Source organism: Streptomyces sp. NPDC005648 (genome assembly GCF_040605395.1).
GTDB lineage: Bacteria > Actinomycetota > Actinomycetes > Streptomycetales > Streptomycetaceae > Streptomyces.
This window is the reverse complement of record NZ_JBEXCS010000004.1, coordinates 166,002-187,600: the sequence shown is the minus strand read 5'-3', so window position 1 is coordinate 187,600 and position 21,599 is coordinate 166,002. Positions and strand designations below refer to the sequence as shown.

Annotated in this window: 13 protein-coding genes; 8 read left to right on the top strand and 5 right to left on the bottom strand. The window is 69.6% G+C overall.

The genetic code is table 11. The features are described from left to right. Nucleotides 1–340: 340 nt before the first annotated feature. Nucleotides 341–6,967 carry an RHS repeat-associated core domain-containing protein gene (locus ABZT17_RS04070; protein ID WP_356343376.1) on the top strand — a complete coding sequence of 2,209 codons (6,627 nt, stop codon included), beginning with the start codon at nucleotides 341–343 and terminating at the stop codon, nucleotides 6,965–6,967. After that, entirely contained in the window at nucleotides 6,968–7,408 is a 441-nt protein-coding gene (locus tag ABZT17_RS04065) for a hypothetical protein (protein ID WP_356343374.1), read from the top strand. It abuts the gene before it with no gap. Here ABZT17_RS04065 and ABZT17_RS04060 read toward each other — a convergent pair. Then, on the bottom strand, nucleotides 7,386–9,044 hold the full coding sequence (locus ABZT17_RS04060) for an IclR family transcriptional regulator C-terminal domain-containing protein (RefSeq protein ID WP_356343373.1): 1,659 nt from the start codon (nucleotides 9,042–9,044) through the stop codon (nucleotides 7,386–7,388). The genes ABZT17_RS04065 and ABZT17_RS04060 overlap by 23 nt on opposite strands. Before the next feature lie 254 nt (nucleotides 9,045–9,298). After that, the gene (locus tag ABZT17_RS04055; protein ID WP_356343370.1) at nucleotides 9,299–10,576 is read right to left on the bottom strand and encodes a M6 family metalloprotease domain-containing protein; all 1,278 of its coding nucleotides are present in this window, start codon (nucleotides 10,574–10,576) and stop codon (nucleotides 9,299–9,301) included. Between the two features lie 352 nt (nucleotides 10,577–10,928). Here ABZT17_RS04055 and ABZT17_RS04050 point away from each other — a divergent pair, with 352 nt between their 5' ends. Together ABZT17_RS04050 and ABZT17_RS04045 are read left to right on the top strand one after the other, a co-directional pair. Beyond that, nucleotides 10,929–11,579 (top strand): TetR/AcrR family transcriptional regulator, encoded by a 651-nt coding sequence (locus ABZT17_RS04050; protein ID WP_356343368.1) that lies wholly within the window; start codon nucleotides 10,929–10,931, stop codon nucleotides 11,577–11,579. Between the two features lie 148 nt (nucleotides 11,580–11,727). Continuing rightward, nucleotides 11,728–13,269: an MFS transporter gene (locus ABZT17_RS04045; protein WP_356343366.1), complete on the top strand. Its 1,542-nt coding sequence runs from the start codon at nucleotides 11,728–11,730 to the stop codon at nucleotides 13,267–13,269. Between the two features lie 108 nt (nucleotides 13,270–13,377). Here ABZT17_RS04045 and ABZT17_RS04040 read toward each other — a convergent pair whose 3' ends face one another. After that, nucleotides 13,378–13,917: a MarR family transcriptional regulator gene (locus tag ABZT17_RS04040; RefSeq protein ID WP_356343364.1), complete on the bottom strand. Its 540-nt coding sequence runs from the start codon at nucleotides 13,915–13,917 to the stop codon at nucleotides 13,378–13,380. 98 nt (nucleotides 13,918–14,015) lie between these two features. On the opposite strand from ABZT17_RS04040, the gene ABZT17_RS04035 reads away from it, so the two are divergent. Beyond that, nucleotides 14,016–14,807, top strand: a complete 792-nt coding sequence (locus tag ABZT17_RS04035) for a class III extradiol ring-cleavage dioxygenase (protein ID WP_356343362.1) — start codon at nucleotides 14,016–14,018, stop codon at nucleotides 14,805–14,807. Nucleotides 14,808–14,838: 31 nt separating this feature from the next. Here the strand turns inward: ABZT17_RS04035 and ABZT17_RS04030 are convergent, their stop codons facing one another. Next, entirely contained in the window at nucleotides 14,839–15,357 is a 519-nt protein-coding gene (locus tag ABZT17_RS04030) for an N-acetyltransferase family protein (protein WP_356343360.1), read from the bottom strand. A 205-nt stretch (nucleotides 15,358–15,562) separates the two neighbouring features. Between ABZT17_RS04030 and ABZT17_RS04025 the strand changes: the two genes are divergently transcribed. Together ABZT17_RS04025 and ABZT17_RS04020 are read left to right on the top strand one after the other, a co-directional pair. Next, a complete protein-coding gene (locus tag ABZT17_RS04025; RefSeq protein ID WP_356343358.1) occupies nucleotides 15,563–16,558 on the top strand; it encodes a sigma-70 family RNA polymerase sigma factor in 996 nt (331 codons plus the stop codon). A 489-nt stretch (nucleotides 16,559–17,047) separates the two neighbouring features. Then, nucleotides 17,048–17,851: a TetR family transcriptional regulator gene (locus tag ABZT17_RS04020; protein WP_356343389.1), complete on the top strand. Its 804-nt coding sequence runs from the start codon at nucleotides 17,048–17,050 to the stop codon at nucleotides 17,849–17,851. Nucleotides 17,852–17,919: 68 nt separating this feature from the next. Here ABZT17_RS04020 and ABZT17_RS04015 read toward each other — a convergent pair whose 3' ends face one another. Beyond that, complete coding sequence (locus tag ABZT17_RS04015) at nucleotides 17,920–18,885, bottom strand: YafY family protein (protein WP_356343357.1); 966 nt, start codon at nucleotides 18,883–18,885, stop codon at nucleotides 17,920–17,922. Nucleotides 18,886–19,067: 182 nt separating this feature from the next. Between ABZT17_RS04015 and ABZT17_RS04010 the strand changes: the two genes are divergently transcribed. Continuing rightward, nucleotides 19,068–20,474, top strand: a complete 1,407-nt coding sequence (locus tag ABZT17_RS04010; protein ID WP_356343387.1) for an MFS transporter — start codon at nucleotides 19,068–19,070, stop codon at nucleotides 20,472–20,474. Nucleotides 20,475–21,599 lie beyond the last annotated feature (1,125 nt).

Genomic DNA, 21,599 nt, shown 5'->3' with positions numbered 1-21,599 from the left:
CTTCTTCCCCCCTGGGAGCTTCTCCTTGGTTGTGAGGGGGGATTGAAGCATCAGGTGATCCGGTGACGCCAGCCCGGATTGTTGACCGTTCCGTGCAGACGGCGCGTGTGACGCATGTCACGTAATTGCTTCTGCCGGGGCTTGATCTGATCTGGCGTTCAATGTCCGTTTCGTTGATCTTTCCCTAGATGTTTGCTCCTGGTTAAGTTCCGCTCCGGTCTTGTGACCGACCTGCGCGGGTTTCCAGAGAGACACAGGTCGGCCAGGGCGTCTTGTGAGGTTTCCGGGGGCGGGGCCGGCTTTGTCGCTGCCACGTGCCATGTCTGGTGGGGGGTTCGCGATGGTGTCGCGGTGGAAGAGCCTGGGGCTGGTCGTTTCCGGCGTCCTGGTGACCGGTCTGTTGTCCGGCGCGCCGGCGTTGGCTCTGTCGCAGTCGACCGCGTCGCGCCTCGAGCGGACCCCGGCGGTCCCGACGCGAGCCGCCTCGGCCGTCCGCAGGGACGGTTCGGATCCCACGCCGACCAAACCGCCCAAGTCCACCTGGCCGAAGCCGACCGGCGCCCTGGTGAACCTGGACGGCGTCAAGCCGGGCAAGGCCCTGGCGGTGGCACCCTCCGGCGCGGTGGTCGACGCGGCCGGGACGAGTGCCGACGCGAAGGCAGCCGTGGTGTCCGTGGGCCCGGCCCCCTACCGCGACCTGCTGAACAAGGCCCCGGATGCGGGGCTGTTGGGCGGTTCGGGCGCGGCGAAGGCGAAGTCGGCGGCGCCCGCCTCGGTCGACGTCGAGGTGCTGGACCGCAAGGCGGTGGCCCCGGCGGGCGGTGTCGGGCTGGGCGTCCGGCTGACCCGCAAGGACGGCGTCGGAACGGCCGGCCTGGTGCGCGTCACGCTGGACTACTCGGGCTTCAAGAACGCCTACGGCGGCAACTTCGCCTCGCGGCTGCGGCTGGTGAAGCTCCCGGCGTGCGCGCTGACCACACCGAAGGCCAAGGGGTGTTCACCGGGTGATCGCAAGCTGGTGAAGGCGGTCAACGACGTCGCGAACGGCACCCTGACAGCGACCGTCCAGGCGGATGCCGACCCCTCGGGCCACCTCCTGCCGGACGACGTTGCCTCGGGAGTGTCGACGCAACTGGCGCGGTCGGCGGCGCTGGAGGCGTCCGCCGCCTCCTCGGCGTCGGTGTACGCGGTGGCGTCCGGGTCCTCGTCGGACGCGGGGGACTACCGGGCCACGCCGCTGAGCACCTCCGGTTCGTGGAGCGTGTCGCCGGGATCGGGCGGCTTCAGCTACTCCCTGCCGATCCAGGTGCCGAAGCCGCCGACGGGCGAGGCGCCGGATCTGTCGCTGTCGTACAACTCCCAGACGGTCGACGCCCTCACCTCCGCCGCCAACACCCAGGCCGGCCAGGCGGGCCTGGGCTGGGACCTGGACCCGGGTTACATCGAGCGCCGCTACCGCCCCTGCCGCACCGACGGCATCTCCACCGTCGGTGACCTCTGCTGGGACTCGCCGAACTCGGCCAAGGAGCCGGACGGCGCGATGTACGTCATCAACTTCAACGGCCACACCTCCAACCTGGTCCAGGACGACACCGGCACCGGCTCGTACCACCTCCAGGACGACCCCGGCTGGCGGGTGCAGCACCTGAGCGGCGGGCACGGCGCGGACGACGAGTACTGGGTCATCTCCGCCCAGGACGGCACGCGTTACTACTTCGGGTGGGGGCGCAGCGAGCGTGACAAGGTGCAGAACGGCACCGACGTCTACACCCACTCCGTGCTCACCGTGCCGGTCGCGGGCAACGACGCCGGCGAGCCCTGCCACGCCACGTTCCCCGAGCCCTGTGACCAGGCCTGGCGCTGGAACCTCGACTGGGTCGTGGACAGGAACGAGGTGGAGAACACCTACTTCTACGAGAAGCAGGCCAACCGCTACCGCTCCTGGATCAACACCGACAAGGCCCGCGGCTACGACGCCGCCTCCTACCTGGTGCGTGTGGAGTACGGCTGGGCGTCCCAGCTGTCCGGCGCCCAGCTGCCGGCGAAGGTCGAGCTCAGCCACGTGGGCCGCTGCACGCAGCGCATGACCGACGACCCGCTGGCCCACGACCCCGGCGCCTGCCCGTCGATCTGGACCAGCCCGTCCTCGTATCCCGACGTGCCGACCGACCTGATGTGCAACACGGGTGACGACTGCAAGTCGATCACCGGCCAGACGGCGTCTCCCACGTTCTTCAACACCGACATGCTGTGGGACATCAAGACCTACGTCCGCGGCTCCGACACCAACACCGTCGAGTCGCAGATGACGTGGGACCCGGCGATGCAGTACCAGATGAAGTACGGGCTGCCGAACCCCGACGGCACCATCGGCAGCCAGCTGTGGCTGGACTACGTACAGCGCAAGGGATACGGCGACGGTCCCGACATCACCCTGCCGACGATCAACTTCAACGGCGAGTGGCTGGACAACCAGGTCGGTTCGAGCCTGCTGAACTTCCGCAGGGTCAACCAGGTCCACGGCGACCTGGGCTCGTTCGTCAACGTCTCCTACGGCTTCGCCAACGCCTGCACCTCGGACGCCCTGCCCACCGAGTCCAGCAACGACAAGGACTGCTTCAAGCAGTCCTGGACACCGGAGGGGAAGACCTCCTCCACCACCGGCTGGTTCAAGAAGTACCTCGTCACGAAGGTCCAAGCCGACCCCGGCGTCGGCAAGGGCGCCGGCGACGACGGTGACCCGGTCATGACCACCACGTACGACTACAACGGCAAGCCCGCCTGGGCGTTCCCCAACGACCCGCTGACCCCCGACAGCGACGAGTCGTGGACGGACTGGCGCGGTTACCAGCAGGTCGAGGTGCACACCGGCACCAAGTCCAACGCGGCCTCCACCTACTACTGGCTCTACCGCGGCATGGACGGCGACCGCACCTCCAAGACCGACTCCTCGGCCACCCGCAACGTCACCGTCACGGACGGCCAGGGCACCTCCTACACCGACAGCGCATGGTTGCGCGGCAAGGTGATCGAGACCAGCCGGCGCGACGGCGCGGGCAGCTCCCACCAGCGCGTCTTCCACGACTACTGGGTCCATGACACCGCGGTCTACGACGGCCTGCCGGACGCGCGTTTCGTGCGCGAGACGAAGACGACCACGTCCACGCTGGTCTCCTCGGGCTGGCGGGACCACGTCGTGGAGGACCAGTACGACGCCACCAGCGCCACCAGCGCCAAGTACGGCCTGCCGCTGCGCACCAACGACTGGGGCGAGGTGAACGTCGACGACAACCGGTGCACCGTCTACGGACGCGCCTACAACACCGACTACTTCACCGACTCCAAGGTGCAGCGCTGGATGGTGCTGCCGGACGAGACCATCCACCACAGCTCCGACTGCGCGAGCCGTACGGACGCCAACCGCGACGCGTACCAGGTGAACCTGTACGACAACGCGACCGACGTGGCCTCGGACAAGCCGACCGACGGCAACATCACCAAGGCCCTCTCCTACGACACGGCCTCGCACGCCCGCACCACCACGACCGGCTATGACGCGGCGGGCCGGGTGAAGTCCTCCAGTGACGGAAAGAGCAACGTCACCACCACCGTCTACAACTCGCCCAACAACGCCTGGCCCACCGACGGCGTCGTCGTCACCTCGCCCGACCCGGACGGCAGCGGCGCTCAGACGGCGCAGACGACCACGACCTGGTACTCGCGCCTGTGGGGCAACCCGTACAAGATCGTCGACGCGAACGGCAACCAGACCCGTATCGTCGACGACTCCGTGGGCCGCCTCTCCCAGGTCTTCAAGCCCACGGAGATCGCCAACTACCCCGACGGGCACCCGTCGATGGCGTTCTCGTACGACATTCCGACGGCCACCAACTCCGACGGCGTGCCGACGCTCGTCACCGGCCCCGCGCTCGTCACCAGCAAGACCCTGCAGACCGGTACCACCGATGTCGTGAGCCACGTCTACTACGACGGTCTCGGCCGCACCCGTGAGACGCAGAGCCCGGCGCCGGGCGGCACCGGCCGCACGGTGGTCGCGACCCGCTACGACACCTCCGGCAACGTCACCGGCACGTCCTCGGCGTTCTACAACAGCTCCGCGTCGGGCAGCGGGATGGTGCTGCCGACCGTGGCGAGCCTGCCGTCGTACACGGACCTGCTCATCGACTACGCCGGCCGGACCACCCAGTCACGGATCCTGGTCGACGGCGATGCGCAGATCCAGGGCCAGACGATCACCAACTACCACGGCGACTACACCACCACCGTCCCCTCGGTGGGGGACCGCACGAACACGTACACCGACGTGTACGGCCAGGTGTCGAAGGTGGTCGAGTTCGGCCCCTCGACGTATACGACGACATACGAGTACACCCGCAGCGGTCAGCTCTCGAAGATCACCGACGCCAAGGGCAACCTCACCACCTACACATACAACTGGCTCGGTGAGCGCCTGACGACGACGGATCCCGACGCGGGCGGCTCCTCCACGGTCTACGACGACAACGGCCAGCAGCTCACGACGACCGACGCCAACGGCACAGTCCTCTCCTACGGTTACGACAACCTGGAGCGCCCGACGACGGTCAAGCAGGGCAGCACGCTGCTGACCGAGATGAAGTACGACACGGCGACCGGCGGCAAGGGCGAACTGGCCTCCGCCACCTCGTACGACAGCGCGGGCAACGCCTTCATCGAGTCCGTCGACGGCTACGACGCCCGTGGCCGTCAGACCGGTACCACCGTCACCATCCCCAACGCGGGTGACGGCGCCGGCCTGAACGGTGGCTACGACTTCGTCTACCACTACGACCAGGCCGACCACCGCACGGCCGTCGACTACCCGGCCATCGGCGGACTGAAGGCGGAGACGGTCACCACCGGCTACGACAGCCTGGGCATGGTCGACAAGCTGACCAGCCCGCTGGCGACGTATGTGGACGCGACCGACTTCGACACCGTGGGCCGTCTCTCGGGGCGTACGTACGGCAGCAGCAGCGACACCGCCAACACCCCGGTGACGGCGCGCCGCAGCTACACCTACGACGACGCGACCGGCACCGGCTGGCTGAAGAACGTCACCTCCACGACCAGCAAGGCCGGCAGCACCCCGGTGCAGAACGACGACTACGTCCGAGACGCGTCGGGGCAGATCACCGACCGAACGGACAAGATCACCGGTCAGCACGAGTGCTTCACGTACGACGAGCTGAACCGCCTCACCCAGGCATGGACGACGGCGGTCTCGACCGGCTGCACCGGTGCCTTCACCCCTGACCTGACCAGCACCAACGACCCGTACCAGCTGGCCTACACCTACGACGGCCTGGGCAACCTGCAGAAGGAGACGTCCACCACGTCGAGCGGATCGACCGTCCGCGACTACGTCTACCCCGGCTACTCCGCCGACCAGCAGAGCTACACCCCGGGCGCGGCCCAGCCGCACGGCGTCACCAGCGTCGTCACACCGACCGGCACGGACACCTACGGGTACGACAAGGCCGGCCAGATGGACTCCCGTACGGTGAACGGGGTGGCCTCCGCGGTCCACTGGTCGCCGTTGCACAAGGTGTCGTCCGTGGTCACGGGCTCGAACACGACCAGCTACGTCTACGACGCCAGCGGCAATGTGCTCCTGCGCAACGCTCCGGGCGAGAAGGTGCTCTACCTCGAGGGCCACGAGATCCACAAGACGCCGACGGGCTCGGCGAAGGCCAGCCGCTACTACTCGGCGGACGGCACGGCGGTCGCCGTGCGTGTCGCGGACGGCTCCGCGAACGGCGCACTGACCTGGCTGCTCAACGACGCCCAGGCCTCCACCCAACTCATGATCACCGCGGCCGGCGGCATCGTGACCCGACGCCGTTATCTGCCCTTCGGCAAGCAGCGTGGCTCCACCGCCCTGCCGGCCGCCATGGACCGCGGCTTCACGGGCAACGCGGAGGACGATTCCACGGGGCTGTCGATCCTGGGCGCGCGGATGTACGACGCGTCGCTCGGCCGCTTCCTGTCCACCGACCCGGTGAACACGCCGTACGCCCCGGAGACCAACAACCCGTACACCTACTCCGGCAACAACCCGACGAACTTCAGCGACCCCGCGGGACTTGACCCGGGTGGTACGCAGGGCACGTGCCTCTACGACATTTCACTGCCCTGCTCGAAGCCGAAGACGAAGTCGACCGGCGGCGGCGACAAGAAGTCCACGAAGCTGACGTCCGTCTTCGTCAACGGCTCGGGCGCCGGGGTCAACGCCGCCACCAACATCCTGCCCCGGCTCAGCAACGCCCAGCGCAACGCCAAGTGGCTGCGCAACTGGGCCCGCAGCCAGGGCTGGTCGCTGAAGCCGAACAGCAATGTCGAGAAGTGGGGTTACGTCGACGGCGACGGCAACTTCAAGTGGATGATGGAGCTGAAGTTCGAGGCCAGCACCACGTCCGGACTGCAGGGGGGCAGTCAGTTCCCGAGGTTCACCGGGCGGACGGCCACCGAGGGTGAGTACACCAACCCGTTCACGGGCCAGAAGGGGGCGAAGAGCGATCTGGTGCCCGAGTCGAGCACACCGGACGCCAACCTCAAGCACATCCCCCTGGACGAACCGTGGGCTCCCAGCGGCAACATCGACCTCAGGTCGGCCGCCAAGGTCGGCGGCAGGTTGGTGCTGGCCGGGGCCGTCGCCTACGACATCTACGATGTGGCGACGGCACCCAGTGGCGAGCGCACACAGACGGCGGTCCACGACGGGGCCGGCCTGGCCGGCGGGCTCGTGGGTGCGGGCGTCGGCGCCGAGTACGGCGCGGAAATGGGCGCCGCTTTCGGCTCCGTCATCCCGGCTGCCGGAACAGCCGTCGGCGGTGTCGTCGGCGGTGTCGTGGGCGGTGTCGTCGGCGGTGTGGTCGGCAGCGGTATGGGCGAGACACTCGTGAACGGGATCGAGGATCTGTTCTAGATGAGAAGCTGGCTGGCGAGGCTGCTCAAGAAGGACCGGCCCAGCGGTACCACCGAGGCCCCGGCGACGGTCTCGTCGCCGGGGCCGGCGTGGGCCGACCCGACGATCCCGGACGACGAGCGCGCGGTGCTGCTGGTCCGTCTCCTGGAGGACCCCACGGCGCGCGAGGACGATCGGGAGGACGCGGCGTCGGATCTGGAGTTCCTCTCCGGGCCCCTCGTCGAAGAGGCCTTGATGAGGGCGGTCCGGGACGGCGACTTCAACAGCGTCCTGGCCCAGCACAGCGCCGAGTCCCTCGGCGGCATCTGGGCCAGGGAAGGCCATGTGGACCCCGCCTTCCTGGCGGAACTGCGTGGCCTGGCGAAGGAGGAGGTCTTCGGCATTCTCAGGGTGCGGGCGCCGCACCTACTGCCCCCCGTCACACCACCCCCACCCGGGTGAACCTCCCCGCCACCCCCAGATCCCCCTCGATCCGGGCCGCGGTCGCCCTCAGCTCGGGCAGGAGCTCGTGCTCGCACTCCGGTACCGACCGCCGGGACGCGTGCAGGGCCACGTTCAGGGCCGCCACCACCCGGCCCGTGCGGTCCCGGACCGGTACCGCGATCGAGCGGAGGCCCTCCTCCAACTCCTCGTCGACCAGGGCGTATCCGCGGGCGCGGACCTCGTCCAGTACGCGGGACAGGGTCGCCGGGTCGGTGACGGTGTGCGAGGTCAGCGCGCGCAACGGGCCCATCCCGAGGTCCTCCTCGGCCAGGTCCGCGAGCATCACCCGCCCCATCGACGTGGCGTACGCCGGCAACCGCGTCCCCACCGTGATGTTCACGCTCATGATCCGGCCCGTGGCGACCCGTGCCGTGTACTGGATCTCGGTGCCGGACAGCACCGACAGGGACGTCGACTCATGGACGCGCTCGGAGAGTTCGGCCATGTGCGGGGAGGCGATCTCCGGGAGGGAGATCCGGGACAGGGGCGGGAAGCCCAACCCCAGTACCCTGGGCGTCAGTTCGAAGACGCGGTCCCGCGCCCGCACCAGTCCCAGGTGCTCGTAGGTGATCAGCGCCCGGCGTGCGGTGGCCCGTGCGAGGCCGGTCGCCTGGGACACCTGGGTCAGGGTCAGGGCCGCGCGGTCCTCGCCGAAGGCGGTCAGCACCGTCAGCCCCCTGGCCAGGGACTCCACGAACTCCCGCCCCAGCTCCTGCTTCGACGCCCCGGTCCAGGTCGCCAGGTCGGAGGGCGGCGGCGCGGGAGGGGAGGACGGCTCCCGCAGATCGTCCTCCATCGCCGCGACCGCCGTCCGCAGGCGAGGCAGCAATGTCTCCCGCAGGCCGTCCGGCGTGTGCCGGCTCGTGTGGCTCACGACATTGGCCGCGCAGGCGATGCGTCCGGTGCGCGGGTCCCGTACCGGAACCGACACCGCCACCAGCCCTGGCTCGATCAACTGGTCGTCCAGCGCCCAGCCGTTCACCGCGGCACCGCGCACCGCCCGCTCGAACTCCTCGTCGTCGGAGGGCAGTTGCCTCGGCGGTACGGCGGGGAAGGCGATGTCCCGCGGGTCCGCCGCCCGGCGCTCCCGCCAGGCCCGCCACTCCTCCTCACCCCACTCCGTCGCGAACAGGGCGCCGGGCGCGGTGCGTTCGGCCGGCAGCAGATCGCCGATGCGGAAGCTGAGGGACATCGCGCGGCGGCGGGTGGCCTGGTGGATGAAGCGGATGCCGTCGCGGTCGGCGACCGCCAGGGACACCGACTCGTCGAGTTCGTCGGCCAGCCGGTCGGCACGCGCGTCGAGGAGGGCGGGCAGGCGGAGGGCGGCGAGATAGGCGTTGCCCAGCTCCATCAGACGGGGGGTGAGGATCACATCGCGGCCGTCCAGCCGGACGTATCCCATCCGGGCCAGCGTCGAGGTGATCCGGTCGACGGTGGAACGGGCGAGCCCCGTGGCCCGTTCCAGCGCGCTCGGACTCAACTCGCCTCCCGCCTCCGTCAGCCGGTGCAGCACGGCGACCCCACGGATCAACGGCGTGACCGCCTCGGCCGGCACAGCGGCGAGGGCGGCGTCGAGAGCGGGGTTCGCGGGCATCGTTTCTCCGGTACGAGGGTCGGGCCAGCCCTACGGTAATCCGCCGACCCCCACCCACCCCCGTCCCTTCCGAGCACAGGCCGCCGCCCGCAACCCCCCAGGGGCCCCGGGGCCGTGACATCCGCGGCTGTGCCGCGCGGGCGCGACCAGCCCCTACCGACCCGCACCCGCACCCGCACACCGACGGCCGGCCCCCTCACCGCCGCGCACCGCACCCCGCCCGGCCCGCCCCGTGCCCGCCCGTGGAACACCCCTCACCGCCGCTCCACCCGCACCCGGTAGTTCCCCGCCAGATCCACCCCCGTCACCTCGATCCGGATCCCCCTCTTCGGGTCCTTGAAGACCTCGCCCGGGGTGAAAGGGGCGTCCGAGAGTTCCGCGTGGACGTTGGGGCTGCGGGTGCAGCCGCCGCTGTCCCGCTGGGAGTCGTAGACGTTAACCGGCCCCATTCCCGTGTCCACGTCCGCGTCGACCTTGTAGATCAGCACCCCCGGCCGGCACACCGCCTCGTCGTTGCCCTCGTGGGTGCGCAGTTCCAGGGCGTATCCGGTGCGGCCGCTCAGCGGGACGAAGACCAGTTTCGGGCCGCCCGCCCGCTCCAGCGGGGTGAGCAGGTACGACGCCGTGCCCTGCCTCGACGCGCACGCGACCTGGTTCGCGTCCAGCCAGCCCAGCTTCCACTTGTGCCAGCCCAGCAGGTCGTTGTTGGCCCCCCAGTCCTCGCTCATGATGTCCCAGTGCCCGACCGCGCCCCCGCCCTCCTGGGTATAGAGGTCGGGCAGGCCGAAGACATGCCCGTTCTCGTGCGGGAGGACCCGGTAGCCGGTCCTGTCGTAGGAGCCGGAGCCGTCGTCCTGACGCGAGTACACGAAGGAGGCGTTGGCGACGGGGACGCCGTCGGCGGTGGGGGCCTCCGTGTTGCCGGCGAAGGTGACGGAGAGGACCGTGTCGAGGGCGGACGGGCCCGCGTTCGGGGTCACCAGGACGTTCAGGAAGTCGTAGTCCCGGAAGTCGACCCTCGGGTCGGCCGCGCTCACGATGTCCTGGACCAGCTCGCGGTAGCCGGGTTCGAAGGGGGCACCGCGCTCTATGCCGTACGCCCTGAACGGTTTGGGCATGCGCAGCCAGTGCGGGATCGGGGTCTCGGCGCGGTAGTCCAGGCGGCCGTAGGACGCGGTGCGGAACCACTTCTCGGTCTGCGGGAAGAACTCCCGGTAGCGGTCGAGCGCGTCACCGGAGCCCGGCACGTCCGGGAAGTCGATCATCAGGGTCAGGGCGTGGACGGTGCCCGTGGAGCGGGAGTAGCCGGCGTTGGTCGGCACGCCCTCCGACATCTGGACGGCGCGGTTGCCGCTGATCATGCAGGGGCCGAACGCCGAGCCGCGGGCCAGTGCGATCGGGCCCGCTCCGGCCGTGGCGGCGCCCCGCGTCGGATGCCCGGTGCCGGCCGAGGTGCTGACCGCGAGGGTCAGGGCGGTGATGGTCGCGAGGGCGGCCACACGGCGCGGGCGTATGCGACGGGTCAGCTGCATGCACGGGCCCTTCGTCCATGGCAGCCGACGATGGCTGGCTGCGCCCTTTCGCTCACCCTCGGTCGCGGGGTGCGCGGGCGCTCGCTGGAGGACTCCGAACGTGGGGTCGGCCGGGAAGGGGGCCGGGAAAGAGGGCCGGGGGGAGGTGTGACTCAGGTCACACCATAAGTTCCCCTCAACCTGAAATAACCGGGGAGCGTCTCCCCGTTTAGGAAGGTGTTCCAGTGAAACGGGGACCTACTCCCCGGATCGCGAGACGGCAGCCCGGCGACACAGCCGGACCGCACAGCACCACCGCACAGCACCACCGCACAGCCCGAGACCACAGTCCACGGAGGACACCGTGACCGCCATGACGACCGCGAGCCCCGCGCAGCGCAAGGTGACCCGGCCGCGCGCCGACGCCCTGCGCAACCGGGAGCGGATCGTCACCGCCGCCCGGGAGATGTTCACCGAGTTCGGCCCCGATGTGCCGCTCGACGAGATCGCCCGCAGGGCCGGTGTCGGCAACGCCACGGTGTACCGCAACTTCCCCGACCGCGACGCGCTCGTCCGCGAGGTCGTCTGCTCCGTCATGGACCGGACGTCGGAGGCGGGAGAGCTGGCGCTCGCCGAGACCGGGGACGCCTTCGAGGCGCTGGAGCGTTTCGTGCACACCTCCGCCGACGAGCGGATCAGCGCCCTGTGCCCGATGGTGCAGAGCACGTTCGACCAGAACCACCCCGATCTCGAAGCGGCACGCGAGCGCGTGGAGCAGATCGTCGAGGAGCTGATGGACCGCGCCAAGGCGGCCGGCCAGCTGCGCGGCGACGTCGGCGTGGGCGATCTGATGATCGTCGTCGCCCAGCTCAGCCGGCCCCCGGCCGGCACCAACTGCGGTGTCAACGACCGCTTCGTCCACCGCCATCTGCAGCTGTTCCTGGACGGACTGCGGGCCCCGGCCCGCAGCGAACTGCCGGGCACGGCCGTGACCATGGAGGATCTCCGCCGGCCCTGCGATTAGTTCCGAACTCCGAACCAGTCACCACACCGACCGAGTCACCACCGACCGAGTCACCACACCGACTCACCGGGCGTCGCCGTTGACGCACGGTCGAGCCGTCCCCACAAGACACCTTTTTCCGTCACGAAGTCCCGAAGTGGGTACTCCCATGTCTGATACAGCCTCAAAGGCTCTCGGCGTCAGCGATACCGACGCACACGCCAACCGCTGGAAAGCACTCGTCTTCATCGCGCTGGCCCAGCTGATGGTCGTCCTCGACGCCACCATCGTGAACATCGCGCTGCCCTCCGCCCAGCAGGACCTGGGCATCTCCGACGGCAACCGGCAGTGGGTCGTCACGGCCTACGCCCTCGCCTTCGGTGGTCTGCTGCTCTTCGGCGGTCGTATAGCCGACCTGTGGGGCCGCAAGCGCGCCTTCGTCGTCGGTCTGGCCGGCTTCGCCGCCGCCTCCGCACTGGGTGGCGCGGCCACCAACGAGGCCATGATGTTCGGTGCCCGTGCCCTCCAGGGCATCTTCGGCGCCCTGCTCGCGCCCGCCGCGCTCTCCCTGCTCGCCGTGATGTTCACGGACGCCAAGGAGCGCGCCAAGGCGTTCGGCATCTACGGCGCGATCGCCGGTGGCGGCGGCGCCGTCGGCTTCATCCTCGGCGGCGTGCTGACCGAGTACATGGACTGGCGCTGGACGTTCTTCGTCAACATCCCGTTCGCGATCATCGCGGCGCTCGGCGCGTACTTCGTCATCCGTGAGCCGGAGGGCGGCCGCAACCGCAACCCGCTCGACATCCCCGGCGTGCTCCTGTCCACCCTGGGCCTGGTCTCGCTGGTCTACGGCTTCACCCGCGCCGAGTCCGACGGCTGGGGCGACTCCATGACCGTCGGCCTGTTCGTCGCGTCGGCCGTCCTGCTGATCGCGTTCGTCGTCACCGAGGCCAAGGTCAAGGCCCCGCTGCTGCCCCTGCGCGTGGTCACCGACCGCAACCGCGGCGGTATCTACCTCTCGCTCGGTATCGCGATCATCGCGATGTTCGGCACGTTCCTCTTCCTGACCTACTACCTGCAGGTCGTGAAGGGCTTCTCGCCGATCAAGACGGGCTTCGCCTTCCTGCCGATGATCGCGGGCATGATGGTCGGCTCGACCCAGATCGGCACCCGTCTGATGACCCGGGTCCCGGCCCGGCTGCTGATGGGCCCCGGCTTCCTGGTCGCCGCCGTCGGCATGCTCCTGATGACCCAGCTGGAGATCGGTTCGTCGTACGCCTCGACGATCCTGCCGGCGATGGTCCTGCTCGGTCTCGGCATGGGTACGGCGTTCATGCCCGCCATGTCCCTGGCCACCCTGGGCGTCGAGCCCAGGGACGCCGGTGTCGCCTCGGCGATGGTCAACACCTCGCAGCAGGTGGGCGGCGCGATCGGCACGGCCCTGCTGAACACGATCGCCGCGTCCGCGACGACCGCGTACATCAAGGACCACATCGCCGGTGCGGCCTCCAAGTCGCAGCAGCAGCTGGTCGCCCTCCAGGGCCAGGTGCACGGCTACACCAACGCCATCTGGTTCGCCGTCGGCATGCTGGTGCTGGCCGCGGTGATCGTGGTGTCCCTGGTCAACGCCGGCACCCCCGGCTCGACCGCGGTCACCGGCTCCACGGAGGGCGCCGAGGACGAGCTGGTCGTCCCGGTGGTCGCCCACTGACGGCGACCGCCCGGTCGTACCCCTTCGGAAACCATCCGTACGAGGGAGGAAGGGGACGCCTTCCTCGTACGACTCCGGGATCTGCCCTGGTTCTGCTGAGTGAGCGGCTCAGCGGAGCCAGGGCAGGTCCGCGCCGGCATCGCTCGGCTGCAGGCCCTCGGCGACGATCTGCATGATCTCGCCGAGGGCCTCCTGCTGTTGCGGGGTGAGCCGCTCGAACACGGCCTGCCGTACGGCGGTGACATGGCCGGGCGCGGTCCGCTCCAGGATCTCCACGCCCGCGTCGGTCAGCACCGCGAACTGGCCCCGCTTGTCGTCGGCGCAGTCCTCCCGGCGCACCCAGCCGTTCTTCTCCAGGCGGGCGATGGCGTGCGAGAGCCGGGAGCGGGTGATCTTCGACTTCTCCGCCAGCTGGGTCATCCGCAGCCGGCGCTGCGGGGCCTCGGCGAGACCGACGAGGAGGCCGTAGTAGACGTGCGGCATTCCCGCGTCCCGCTGGAGCTGGCGATCGAGGTGGTCTTCGAGGAGCGTGGTGGCATGCACATAGGAGCGCCAGATGTGCTGTTCCTCCTCGGTGAGCCAACGGGCCGCGTCGGCCGCTTCTTCTGCCGCCGGCACTGCTTCGGCGGATACGGATGCCGTCTTCATTACTCCATAGTACGAGAGCCCTTCTTGAAAATTAAACAAGTGCGACGTACAGTTTTCTGTAGGGGAGTTTGAGAGTTCAATCATTGGGAGTAGTCATCATGTCCGCCGCCGCAACGGAACGCATGCCCGCCCTCTACATCAGCCACGGTGCCCCGCCGCTCGCGGACGACCCGATCTGGCCCGGTGAGCTCGCCGCGTGGTCCGCCGACCTGCCGCGCCCCAAGGCGATCCTGATGGTCTCCGCCCACTGGGAGGAGGCCCCGCTCGCCATCGGCGCGGTCCGAACGATTCCGCTCGTCTACGACTTCTGGGGCTTCCCCGAGCACTACTACCAGGTGAAGTACGAGGCCCCGGGCGCCCCCGAACTGGCCGAGTCCGTACGGAAGCTGCTGCGCGCCCCCGGCATGCCCGTGCAGGACATCCCGGACCGCGGGCTCGACCACGGCGCGTACGTCCCGCTCGTCGAAATGTACCCCGGCGCCGACATCCCGGTCCTGCAGATCTCCATGCCGACCCTCGACCCGGTGAAGCTGATGGAGATCGGCCGCAGGCTCGCGCCCCTGCGCGACGAGGGCGTGCTGATCGTCGGCTCCGGCTTCTTCACCCACAACCTGGCCGCGCTGCGGCACACCGGCCCCGGCGTGCCGACCTGGTCCTCGGAGTTCGACGACTGGGGCCACCACGCGCTGGAGAACCGCGACTGGGACGACCTGCTGGACTTCCTCAACAAGGCCCCGGCCGGCCGCTACGCCCACCCGCGCACCGAGCACTTCGCCCCGCTGTTCGTGACGATGGGCGCGGCGGAGCTGGGCGGCGAGCTGGACACGCAGAGGTCCGTGATCGAGGGCTTCTGGCTGGGGATGGCGAAGCGGTCGGTGCAGTTCGGCTGACGCGTCGGTGGGGGAGGGGCCCCGGCCTGCCTCAGAGGTCCTTCTCGTACCAGGCCACGTCCCAGTAGCGGCCGAACTTCCGGCCCACCTCCCGGTAGGTGCCGACATACCGGAACCCGAAGCGTTCATGCAGCCGCGTGGACGCTTCGTTGGGTTGTGCGATGCCGGCGTAGGCGCGGTGCAGGTCCTCGCCGGCCAGGGCCTCGAAGAGGGCCTTGTACAGGAGCGTGCCGATGCCGCGGCGCCCGGCGCCGGGGGCGAGGTAGATGGTGGTCTCGACCGAGGTCCCGTAGGCGGGCTTGGCGCGATAAGGGCTGGATGTGGCGTAGCCCAGAATTTCCTGTGTGTCCGCATCCGTGGCAACCATCAGACGGTGCGGTCCGTCTTCAGGGTGGGAGAGGAACCAGGGGCGGCGCTCCTGAGGAGTGAAGGCGGCGGTGTCGAATGTGATGGGCGTCTCACGTACATAGTGGTTGTAGATGTCGGTGAGGGCTTCGAGGTCTTCCTCGACTCCCGGCCTGACCTGCACCTCTGTACGTTCCGGCGGCATCGGATTCTCCTTAGGTCCTCCTTATGTAGCCGCACAGGGTACTGCATGATCAGAAAAATAGGGTGACGGGTTGGGAATTCTGTCCGGATTCCAGTCGTTGTTTCCAACAGATGCAGGGCACCCGACCAAGGTGCTGAGTGGTACTCGAAGGTGAGTGCCCGGTGTCCAGGACCACCCGCCAGCCCACCATCGCAAGGGAGCACGCATGGCAACCCGTGCCGTCGCCCGTCGTCAGTCCGCCACCGGCGAGACCGACACGGCACGCAGTGTTCGCGCCCACGCCGGCGAGATCGCCGACCGTGACCTGGTCGGCATGTACCTCGACGAGATCGCGCGCACACCGCTGCTCGACGCCGCCAAGGAGGTCGAGCTGTCACAGATCATCGAGGCGGGTGTGTTCGCGCGACAGGTCCTCGACGGATACGAGGAGGCGAAGGCCGAGGCCACCCGCGAGGAGCTGGAGGCCCTGGTGGCCGACGGCGAGCGCGCCAAGGACATCTTCATCCGGTCCAACCTCCGCCTGGTGGTGGCGGTCGCCCGCCGCTACCCCCGCAGCGGCCTCCCGCTCCTGGACCTGATCCAGGAGGGCAACGCGGGCCTGGTCCGCGCGGTGGAGAAGTTCGACTACCGCAAGGGCTTCAAGTTCTCGACGTACGCCACCTGGTGGATCCGCCAGGCCATCACCCGCTCGATAGCGGACCAGTCGCGCACCATCCGTCTCCCCGTCCACCTGGTCGAGGAGCTGGGCCGGATCCGGCGCGTGCAGCGCGAGTTCAACCGCGAGCACGGCCGCGACCCGGAGCCCTCGGAGATCGCCGCCGAGCTCGGTTCGAACGCGGACCGTGTGATCGACGTCCTGGACTGGGCCCGTGACCCGGTCTCGCTGAACATGGCGGTGGACGACCAGGGCGAGACCCAGTTCGGCGACCTCCTCGAGGACACCTCCGCGGTCTCCCCGGAGCAGTCGGTCCTGACCCTCCTGCGCAGCGAGGAACTCGACCACCTGATCGGCCGCCTGGACCCGCGCACGGCCTCCATCATCAAGATGCGCTACGGCATCGAGGACGGCCGGGAGCGGACCCTGACGGAGGTCGGCAAGGAGCACGGTCTGACGCGCGAGCGGATCCGGCAGATCGAGAAGCACGCGCTGCTGGAGCTGAAGAAGCTGGCGCGGGACACGGGGTTCGAGGCGGCGGCGTAAGGCATTCGGCCGAGTGCGGAGTGCATGCGGAGTGTCGGGTGCGGAGTGCGGCTGGGTGCGCGGGGCGCCCACCGCGCACGCCGGGTGGCGAAAGACAGCGCAAACATGGCTGTGTGACGCCGCTTAACCGCGAAAGCACCGGGAACAAGACTTCAGGGCACAGGAGTTCGAGGTCTCTCACCCTTCGCACAGGCCCATCCGGAACCGGCAGGTTCCCACCGAACCAAGTCCCGACGCACATCCCCCCCCCGGCGCCGGGACTCTCCCTGAGCCGGGCTTCGGCACCCTCCCCCCGGGTGCCGGGGCCCGGCTCGCTTTTTTGCGCCCGCTCCATGGAGGCGGGCATGCTGGAGGGCGGGGCACCCCGGACCTGAACCCCGGGGTGGCCCGCCGGTGGCAGATTGTGTCACATGGGCATAGCCTGCCGATGTGAGCAGCCCCACCCCCGCACCGACCTCCCTGACCGAGCGACGCAAGGCGACGACCCGGATGGAGATCGCCCGGGCGGCGGCGGGCCTGTTCGTGAAACGCGGTCTGCGGGCCACCCGCGCGGAGGACATCGCCCAGGCCGCGGGGATCGCCCCCCGCACCTTCTATCGCTACTTCGCGACGAAGGAGGAGGCCGTCGCCCCCCTCTACGCGGCGGGCGCCCACCGCTGGGCCGACGCGGTCGCACAGGCCCCGGCCGGCCTCCCGCTCCCCGAGGCCCTGGCCCACGCCGTCCACCACACCCTGACCCCCGGCGCGGGCATCTCGGCGGCCTCCTGGGAACTGGTCCGCACCCTGATCCGCCTGACCGACCACAGCCCCGCCCTGGGCAAGGTGTGGGCGGAGGTGTGCCACGAGGGGGAAGGACGGCTGGGGGAGGTGCTGGTGGCGCGGGTGCGGGGCGGAAACGGTGGCGAGGCGGCAGGGGCGGCACCCGGGGACGACGCCGGGGGCGCGGGTCCCGAGGGGGGCTTGGCCGGGGCGGACGACGTGGGGGTGCCGGGAGGGCCGGGAGGGCCGGGAGTGCTGGGAGCTTCGGGTGGCGGGAGCGTGCCGGGGGGTTCGGGTGGCGGGGGCGCCGTGGACGTGGACAACGTTGGCACGGGCCTCGTCGGCTCCGCTGAGCTGCGGTTCGTCGCGGCGGTGGCCAGTGCGGCCGTACGGACAGCGGTCGAGGCCTGGGCGGCGGGGCGCGCACCGGCGACGGGACCGGAGGGGCCGGCGGCCCTGGCCCTGCGGAACCTGGAGGCACTGCGCGACTTTCCCTGGGGGTGGCTCGGGGGGCGACGGCCTGGACGGGCGTAGGCGGGGGCGGGCACAGGTGAGGGTGCCTGAGGCGCAGCGGCCGTCCTCCTGAAGCTCCGCCACCCCCCTCACTCACCCCCGCCCCGAACCAACCGCCCGCCCAACTCCCGTACGAACTCGGCCAGTTCCGCCGGCTCCCGTACCCTGAACTCCACGCCCGTCATCGCCAGCCGTACCGCCGTCCACTCCACCGGGTCGGTGGCGGTGGCCCGCAGACGGCAGGTTGTGGTGTCGATCGGCTCCGGAGTACCCAGCCAGGCCGGCACCTTCGTCGCGACGGTCTCCGCGGGGGCGTCGAAGGTGACGTCGATGGTGTACGACTCCTGATGGCGTTGCATCGACCGCCGGAGGTACTCCGCCGCGTCCCCCGTCGGCAGCTCCCGCGGAGCGAACCGCGCGCCGGTCGCGAACGGCTCGGCCACCCGGTCGACGCGGAAGGTGCGCCAGTCGGCGCGGTCGAGGTCGTAGGCGACGAGGTACCAGCGGCGCCCGGTCGAGACAAGGCGGTACGGCTCCGTCAGCCGCCGCGACTCGGTCCCGTCACCGGCGCGATAGGCGAAGCGCAGACGTTCGTGGCCGGCCACGGTGGAGGCCATGACCGTCAGGATCTCGGGCGCGATACTCGCCCCGTCCCCGCTGGTCAGCGGCGTGGTCGCCGCCTGGAGCGTGGAGACACGGTGCCGCAGCCGCGAGGGCAGCACCTGCTCCAGCTTGGCGAGGGCCCGTACGGACGCCTCGTCCACGCCCGCCAGGGCGTGCCCCGCCCCCGCCCGCAGGCCGACCGCGATCGCCACCGCCTCCTCGTCGTCGAGCACGAGCGGAGGCATCGCCTTGCCCGCGACCAGTCGGTAGCCGCCGTCGGCGCCCATGGTCGCCTGCACGGGATAGCCGAGCTCCCGCAGCCGGTCGATGTCGCGCCGGACGGTGCGGCGGGAGACCCCGAGACGCTCGGCGAGTTCGCCGCCGGGCCATTCGCGGGGCGTCTGGAGGAGGGAGAGGAGCGTGAGGAGTCGCGCCGGGGTGTCGGTCGTCATGAGTTCGAGGATGCCGTAGAACTAGGACATGATCTGACCTAGTGGGGACGTAGCTTCAAGGTATGACCTCCACCGACACAGAACTCCTTGTCGACAGCACGGCACCCGCCGAGGTGGCGGCTTCCGCGCCGAGCGGTGCCGTCGGCGCGGACCGCCGCCGCTGGTTCGCCCTCGCCATCGTGATGACCGCGGCCTTCATGGACCTCGTCGACGTCACGATCGTCAACATCGCGATCCCGTCGATCCAGCGGGACGCGGGGGCGTCGTTCAGCCAGATCCAGTGGATAACCGCCGGTTACGCGCTCGCCTTCGCCGCCGGCCTCGTCACCGGCGGACGCCTCGGCGACATCCACGGCCGCAAGCGGCTCTTCCTGGTCGGTATCGCCGGCTTCACACTCGCGTCGGCGCTGTGCGGCTTCGCCGCGAACCCGGAGATGCTGGTCGCGTCCAGGATCCTGCAGGGCGGGATGGCCGCGATGATGGTGCCGCAGGTGCTGTCGATCGTGCACGCGACCTTCCCGGCGGAGGAGCGCGGCAAGGTCTTCGGCCTGTTCGGCGCGATCGTCGGACTGGGCGCGGTCTCGGGCCCGCTGCTCGGCGCCCTGCTGACGGAGTGGAACCTCTTCGGCCTCGAATGGCGGCCGATCTTCCTCATCAACCTCCCCGTCGGGATCGCGGCCCTGGTCCTCGGCAGCCGTTTCATCACCGAGTCGAAGGCCCCCAAGGCGCTGAAGCTGGACCTGGTGGGCGTGGCGCTGGTGACGCTCGGTCTGCTGATGCTGCTCTACCCCCTGACCAGGGGCCGTGAGCTGGGCTGGCCGCTGTGGGGCTACGCGTCGATGGCCGGCGCGGTCCTGGTCTTCGCGGCGCTGGTGGCGTACGAGAAGCGGAAGACCGTACGGGACGGCTCTCCGCTGATCGAACTCTCCCTGTTCCGTGTGAAGAGCTTCGCGGCCGGCATCGCCGTACAGACCGTCTTCGGTGTCGCCCTCGGTGTGTTCTTCCTGGTGTGGACGCTGTACATGCAGATCGGCCTGGGCTGGAGCCCGCTGCGGGCGGGGCTGACGGGCGTCCCGTTCTCGATCGCGGTGTCCACGGCGGCCGGGCTGTCGGTGCAGAAGCTGGTCCCGCGCTTCGGACGCCGGGTGCTCCAGGCGGGCGCGCTGCTGATGACGCTCGGCGTGCTGCTCTACATCGGGGAGTCCCACCGCTACGGGCTCGGGATCGCGTCCTGGCAGATGGCGTTGCCGCTGGTCGTGATGGGTGTGGGCATGGGGCTCATCGTGGCGCCGCTGACGGACGCGGTGCTGTCGGACGTGCCGCGCGAGCACGCGGGTTCGGCGTCGGGGCTCATCAACACCGTTCAGCAGATGGGCAATGCGCTGGGGCTCGGACTGGTGTCGGTGGTCTTCTTCGGCACGATCGACGACCACTTGGCGCCGCAGCGGGTGGGGCCGGCGTTCGTGGACGCCTTCCAGGGGGCGCTCGGATGGGTCGCCGGAGTCCTGGGCCTGATCTTCCTGCTGATGTTCGCGCTGCCGGGACGGGTGGCCGGGCAGGAGGAGACGGTGGGGTCGAGCGAGAGCTGAGGTCGTTCGTCGCAGTCCCCGTCGCAGTCGCAGTCGCAGTCGATGAGCGGTGGTGCCGTACCCCGGCCCGGGGGTTGTATCGGGCCGGGGTGTCGTGCTGTGTGTCGTGCTTTGTGTGGGGGTGGAGAGTGGGCGCGTCTCTCGGGTGGCGCGGGTGGCGCGGGTGGCGTGGGGGCCTCAGGTGGGTGGAATGGGTGCATCTGGCCCGGACGCTCCGGCTTTGGGTGTCCGATGGCTTCAACTCTCTTGCAATACAAGGAAACTGACAGGGCGGAAGTTGGCGTCGGACGGATGGGGCGCCGGGGTCCTGAGGGTGCGCCGGAGTGAGGATGTCGGGCCTGCCCTTATTCATTGGTCGACATACGGTGATGCGTTCCCTCAGGTACTGGATTCCCGCACTGGATTAAGCTCGTCGCGCGGACCCCGGCTGAATTTCCTTTGGAATCGGATTCCTTCCCGCCCCCTCTCCCGGAGGAATTACAGGAGCGGCGGGCGGTCATTTCGGTGATGAGGAATGATCTGTTCCGCCCCGGTGGAGCCTCGTTCGGCTCCGGACGGGTTGGCCGAATCTGTTTAATCTTGATCGGTGTCGGATCATTCGGCGGTGACGTGTGACGGTCGAGTCGACCCGTCCCCGTGTCGGCAAAAGGGATAAAGTGCGCGTGCGAGTCGGGCGCTCCGACGGCGTGTGCGGAATGGTGTGCGGTGTGTGACAACCCCCGCGGCTGGGGGTTTCGGCGGCTGATTCGCCCGGGTGGGGCCGGTTGGCGCTCGGCGGGGAGTGACTGAAAGGTCATCCGTGGTGTTTACTGGGCGGCGGTCTGATCCCTGGCGGGTCCGGACCTTTCCGGGAGGTCCTGGGGGTAGTGCCCCGGGGCCTCTCGTTTTTCCCGGGGTTTGCGTGGATGTTTGCGTGGATGTCATATGCCGCTCACCCGAGAAGGATCCTCTCGCTCCTTCGCCGGTGTGAATGCCAGGAAAACCGTGATGAGGAATTGTCCGAAGGCCGGCGGATTCTCCGTCCCGACCGCGCCTGATCTTCTGTAACAAAGCCCCACGGTGAGGGGTTTTCTACATGATCATTATTCATCTCGGCGCCTTCGAAAAGCCGACTGGCTCTTCGCT

Bases quoted from the DNA above. Each gene is read 5' to 3' on its own strand.
- ABZT17_RS04070 (WP_356343376.1), top strand. From the start codon at position 341: ATGGTGTCGCGGTGGAAGAGCCTGGGGCTGGTCGTTTCCGGCGTCCTG.
- ABZT17_RS04065 (WP_356343374.1), top strand. From the start codon at position 6,968: ATGAGAAGCTGGCTGGCGAGGCTGCTCAAGAAGGACCGGCCCAGCGGT.
- ABZT17_RS04060 (WP_356343373.1), bottom strand. From the start codon at position 9,044: ATGCCCGCGAACCCCGCTCTCGACGCCGCCCTCGCCGCTGTGCCGGCC.
- ABZT17_RS04055 (WP_356343370.1), bottom strand. From the start codon at position 10,576: ATGCAGCTGACCCGTCGCATACGCCCGCGCCGTGTGGCCGCCCTCGCG.
- ABZT17_RS04050 (WP_356343368.1), top strand. From the start codon at position 10,929: ATGACGACCGCGAGCCCCGCGCAGCGCAAGGTGACCCGGCCGCGCGCC.
- ABZT17_RS04045 (WP_356343366.1), top strand. From the start codon at position 11,728: ATGTCTGATACAGCCTCAAAGGCTCTCGGCGTCAGCGATACCGACGCA.
- ABZT17_RS04040 (WP_356343364.1), bottom strand. From the start codon at position 13,917: ATGAAGACGGCATCCGTATCCGCCGAAGCAGTGCCGGCGGCAGAAGAA.
- ABZT17_RS04035 (WP_356343362.1), top strand. From the start codon at position 14,016: ATGTCCGCCGCCGCAACGGAACGCATGCCCGCCCTCTACATCAGCCAC.
- ABZT17_RS04030 (WP_356343360.1), bottom strand. From the start codon at position 15,357: ATGCCGCCGGAACGTACAGAGGTGCAGGTCAGGCCGGGAGTCGAGGAA.
- ABZT17_RS04025 (WP_356343358.1), top strand. From the start codon at position 15,563: ATGGCAACCCGTGCCGTCGCCCGTCGTCAGTCCGCCACCGGCGAGACC.
- ABZT17_RS04020 (WP_356343389.1), top strand. From the start codon at position 17,048: ATGGAGATCGCCCGGGCGGCGGCGGGCCTGTTCGTGAAACGCGGTCTG.
- ABZT17_RS04015 (WP_356343357.1), bottom strand. From the start codon at position 18,885: ATGACGACCGACACCCCGGCGCGACTCCTCACGCTCCTCTCCCTCCTC.
- ABZT17_RS04010 (WP_356343387.1), top strand. From the start codon at position 19,068: ATGACCGCGGCCTTCATGGACCTCGTCGACGTCACGATCGTCAACATC.